Origin of the sequence: Falsiroseomonas oryziterrae (assembly GCF_021864505.1) — a bacterium.
In the GTDB taxonomy this organism is placed as follows: domain Bacteria; phylum Pseudomonadota; class Alphaproteobacteria; order Acetobacterales; family Acetobacteraceae; genus Falsiroseomonas; species Falsiroseomonas oryziterrae.
Window position 1 is genome coordinate 1 of sequence record NZ_JAKJIB010000364.1, and the last position, 3,869, is coordinate 3,869.

General features: G+C 72.6%; 4 protein-coding genes and 1 pseudogene. 2 read left to right on the plus strand and 3 right to left on the minus strand.

What is annotated here, in order from left to right:
- Positions 1-178: 178 nt before the first annotated feature.
- On the minus strand, positions 179-898 hold the full coding sequence (locus L2I40_RS20175) for a DUF1028 domain-containing protein (protein ID WP_237216972.1): 720 nt from the start codon (positions 896-898) through the stop codon (positions 179-181).
- Between the two features lie 102 nt (positions 899-1,000).
- On the opposite strand from L2I40_RS20175, the gene L2I40_RS20180 reads away from it, so the two are divergent.
- Positions 1,001-1,984 (plus strand): Bug family tripartite tricarboxylate transporter substrate binding protein, encoded by a 984-nt coding sequence (locus tag L2I40_RS20180; protein WP_237216973.1) that lies wholly within the window; start codon positions 1,001-1,003, stop codon positions 1,982-1,984.
- Here the strand turns inward: L2I40_RS20180 and L2I40_RS20185 are convergent, their stop codons facing one another.
- Positions 1,985-2,701 carry a haloacid dehalogenase type II gene (locus L2I40_RS20185; RefSeq protein ID WP_237216974.1) on the minus strand — a complete coding sequence of 239 codons (717 nt, stop codon included), beginning with the start codon at positions 2,699-2,701 and terminating at the stop codon, positions 1,985-1,987. It abuts the gene before it with no gap.
- Complete coding sequence (locus tag L2I40_RS20190) at positions 2,698-3,597, minus strand: isocitrate lyase/PEP mutase family protein (RefSeq protein ID WP_237216975.1); 900 nt, start codon at positions 3,595-3,597, stop codon at positions 2,698-2,700. The genes L2I40_RS20185 and L2I40_RS20190 overlap by 4 nt, the downstream gene beginning before the upstream one ends.
- Before the next feature lie 114 nt (positions 3,598-3,711).
- On the opposite strand from L2I40_RS20190, the pseudogene L2I40_RS24600 reads away from it, so the two are divergent.
- A pseudogene (locus tag L2I40_RS24600) lies at positions 3,712-3,869 on the plus strand (SDR family NAD(P)-dependent oxidoreductase); the annotation flags it as partial.

A 3,869-nucleotide genomic window follows, 5' to 3' on the forward strand; every position in this document is an offset into this window, starting at 1 on the left:
ACCAAGGGCCGGTGGGCCCTTGGAACCCATGAGTTTATGGCCAGGGCGGAGGGGGCCACGGCCCCCTCCGCCCTGGCCATGACTGATCGAGGTCCAGGAGCCCGCTGGCTCCTGGCGGGAGGGGTTCGGGGAGGGCAGCGCCCTCCCCGCGATCATCCGTGCCGCGCCGGACACGCCCTCAGCGCCGGAAGCGCAGGGCGAGGCCGGCGCGGGCCCAGCGCGCCTCGATCGCGTCCATGTCGGTGTTGCCCGAGGGGCGTGTCTTGCTCGGCTGTTCGTGCAGCAGCGGCGCCCGCTCGCGCAGCCAGATCCCGTAGAGGCGGCGGAGTTCGACCAGCGGTGCGGCGTGGTCGTCCACGCGGATCGAGAGGTCGGGGAAGTCCTCCGTCGTGACCGTCACCAGCGCCGCCGATTGCCGCCCGCGCTTGTCGCCGCCTGCCGCCTCGCCGGCGTCGAGCGCGGCGAGCAGACGCTCAGGCAGCGGCAGGTCCGTGCGGGCGCTCCAGGCTGCGCGCGTCTCGGCCAGCACCGCCGGGCCGGCCAGCATGTTGCCGGCGAAGGAAGCGTGCTCGCCCGCGAGGTCGCCGCACCATTCGACGCAGTTCGCGCCGGTCCAGGCGGCGCTGCGGCCGTGCCGGTCCACCGCATGCACCTGGCGGAGCCCCTTGCCCTCGTCGCCGGCCAGCGCGCCCTCGATCGCCGCGGCGGGCGACAGGCCGCGCGCCATCCCGTCCAGCACGGCCGGGCCGAGGTAGCGGTTGGTCATGGATTGGGTCGAGACCGCGCCGACCCCGGCACGGACGAAGGGGCAGGAGGCGCCGACCGCGAAGGCGCAGGTGGCGACCGCGACGGCGAAGGCGCCGGTCGCGGGATCCTGCGCGACGATGGACCAGGTCATGGGCGTTCCCCTGCTGCGGGCGCAGTCTCGGCGCGGCCGGCATGGACGGCAAGGCGGCCACGGCCCATCTTCGGCGCAACGACTCGCCCGGAGGAACCGCCCATGACCCGCACGCTCACGCGCCGGCTCGTCCTGACGCTCGCCGGCACGCTCGCCGCCCCGGCCGTCGCGCGCGCGCAATCGCCCTGGCCCGATCGCCCGATCCGGCTGATCGTGCCCTTCGGCGCGGGCGGCGCGATCGACACGCTCTCGCGCACCGTCGCTGCCCGCTTCCCCGAGGTGACGGGCGGCCAGACGCTCGTGGTGGAGAACCGCGCCGGCGCCGGCGGCACCATCGCCGGGCTCGCCGTTGCGCGGGAACGGGCGGACGGGCTCACCTTGATGATGGCCGATATCGGGGCGAATGCGATCGGCAAGGAGCTGAACCCGCAGCTCGCCTACGACCCGCCCACTTCCTTCACGCCGATCATCCATCTGGTGAACCTGCCGGCAGTGCTGATGGCGCATCCCTCCGTCACCGCGCGCAGCATCCGCGAGGTGATCGAGCAGGCGCGCGCGCGGCCCGACGGCTTCACCTATTCTTCGGCCGGCAACGGCAATGGCAGCCACCTCTTCATGGCGCTGTTCCTGAAGGAGGCCGGAATCCGCATGGTGCACGTGCCCTATCGCAGCGGCGCTGAGATGGTGACGGCGCTGGTGCGCGGCGACGCGCAGTTCGGCTTCCCGACCGTCTCGTCCGGCATCGGCCAGATCCGCGCCGGCAATGCGCGCGCGCTTGGCATCGGCACGAGCGCGGGCACGCCGCTGCTGCCCGACGTGCCGGCGGTCTCCACCGTGCTGCCCGGCTTCGAATGCGCGGTCTGGCACGGCATCGTCGCGCCGGCGGGGATGGATCCGGCGCTGGCGGCGCGGATCAACGAGGTGTTCGGCCGCATCGCCGCCATGCCGGAGGTGCAGCAGCGGATCTTCGAGACTCAGGCCGGCGCGGTGGTCGGCGGCACGCCGGAGGATTTCGCCAACCACATCCGGCGCGAGGTGGCCCGCTGGACGCCGATCATCCGCGAGGGCGGGATCCGCAGCGAATAGTCAGGCGCAGCCCAGCCGGTCGGCGAGGTCGTTGAAGTCCGTCGCGACGACGTCCCATCGCTCGGCCGGGGCGAGATCCGTCGTCTGTGACGGCCCGTGCTCGGTCGGGCGCGCGACGAAGGCCGTGGCGAGTCCGCAGCGTCCTGCCGCGGCGAGATCGTCGTTGTGGGCCGCGACCATCATGCAGGCGGAGGGCGGGAGGCCGAGGATCTCGGCGGTGCGGAGATAGGCCTCCGGCTGCGGCTTGTAGGCCTGTGCGACCTCGGCGCCGAGGATCGCGTCCCAGGGCAGGCCGGCGCGCTTGGCCATGTTCAGCAGCAGCGCGACGTTGCCGTTCGACAGCGGCGCAATCACGAAGCGGGACTTGAGGCGGGTGAGCCCGGCGACGGAATCCGGCCAGGGATCCAGCCGGTGCCAGGCACGGTTCAGCGCATCGAGTTCGGCCACCGGGATGCGCGCGGGATCGGCGCCCGCGTCGCGCAGCACGGCGTCGAGGTTCTCCCGGTGCAGCGTGTCGAGCCGCGCGAAGGGCCGCGCGCCGGAACGCACGGCCTGCATCGCCGGCTGGTAGCGCGCACGCCACGCATCGGCGAAGACGTGCGGGTCCATCGCGATGCCGTGGCGGGCGAGGAAGGGCGCGGCCTCCCGCGCGATGCCGCCGCGCCAATCCACGACGGTGCCGAAGACGTCGAAGAGAAGAGCGCGGATGTCGCTCATTCGGCCGCCTTCTGCGGCGGCAGGTTGCCGGCGATCTCCGCCCATTTCCGGTCGAACTCCCACACCTCCGGGAAGCCCATCAGCTCGCACATCTTGCCGAAGCTGTAGGCGGCGTTGACGCCCATGTTGTTCGAATGGCCGTCGGCCTTCAGCTGCGCATAAGCCTTCTCGAGCGCTGCCGCCGCCGTCAGGAAGCCGAGCGCGGGGTAGATCGCGATGCGATAGCCCATCGCGTGCAGCTTCTCGGCCGGCAGGATCGGCGTGCGCCCGCCCTCCACCATGTTGGCGAAGAGCGGCTTCGCGATCTGCCTGCCGATCTCCGCCATCTCGGCCTCGCTCTCCGGGCTCTCGATGAAGATCACGTCGGCGCCGGCCTCGGCATAGATCTTCCCGCGCCGGATCGCCTCCTCGAGCCCGAGCGAGGTGCGGGCATCGGTGCGTGCGATGATCAGGAAGTCGGGGCTCTTCCGCGTCTCGACGGCGACGCGGATCTTGAGCGCCATCTCCTCGGCCGGGATGACTCGGCGGCCCGGCGTGTGGCCGCACTTCTTCGGCGTCTCCTGGTCCTCGAGCTGGACGGCGGTGACGCCCGCTGCCTCGTAGCCCGCGACGGTGTGGCGCACGTTGAGCAGGCCGCCATAGCCCGTGTCGGCATCGGCCATCAGCGGCGTGCGGCATCCGCGCGCGATGGTGCCCATGCGGCTGACCATGTCGGTGTAGGTCGCGATCCCCGCATCGGCGACGCCGAGATAGGACGCGACCGTGCCGAAGCCGGTGGCGTAGAGCGCCTTGAAGCCGAGGCCGTCGGCGACCTTGGCGGAGATCATGTCGAAGACGCCTGGCGCGAGGATGAAGTCCCCGGCTTCCAGGGCGCGTCGCAGCGCGGGATCGGCCATGTCGTCTCCTCCTGTCGTCTCGGGCGTGTCGCGCGGCAGGGGTGACGCGCGGCGCGCGCCGCGTCAACGTGCGCCCCGGCAAGGGAGGAATGCGTGATGACGGGGCGGCCCGTGATGGTGATCACCGGGGCGGGGAAGGGGATTGGCGCGGCCGTCGCACGCCTCGCGGCGGCGCGCGGCCACGACCTGCTGCTGACCTGGGGCAGCGACCGTGCGGCGGCGGAAGCGACGGCCGCTGCGTGCCGCGCCGCCGGCGCATCGGTCCAGCTTGC

What these genes read in the sequence shown, in the direction of transcription:
- L2I40_RS20175 (WP_237216972.1), bottom strand. Translation starts at nt 898, where the DNA reads ATGACCTGGTCCATCGTCGCGCAGGATCCCGCGACCGGCGCCTTCGCC.
- L2I40_RS20180 (WP_237216973.1), top strand. Translation starts at nt 1,001, where the DNA reads ATGACCCGCACGCTCACGCGCCGGCTCGTCCTGACGCTCGCCGGCACG.
- L2I40_RS20185 (WP_237216974.1), bottom strand. Translation starts at nt 2,701, where the DNA reads ATGAGCGACATCCGCGCTCTTCTCTTCGACGTCTTCGGCACCGTCGTG.
- L2I40_RS20190 (WP_237216975.1), bottom strand. Translation starts at nt 3,597, where the DNA reads ATGGCCGATCCCGCGCTGCGACGCGCCCTGGAAGCCGGGGACTTCATC.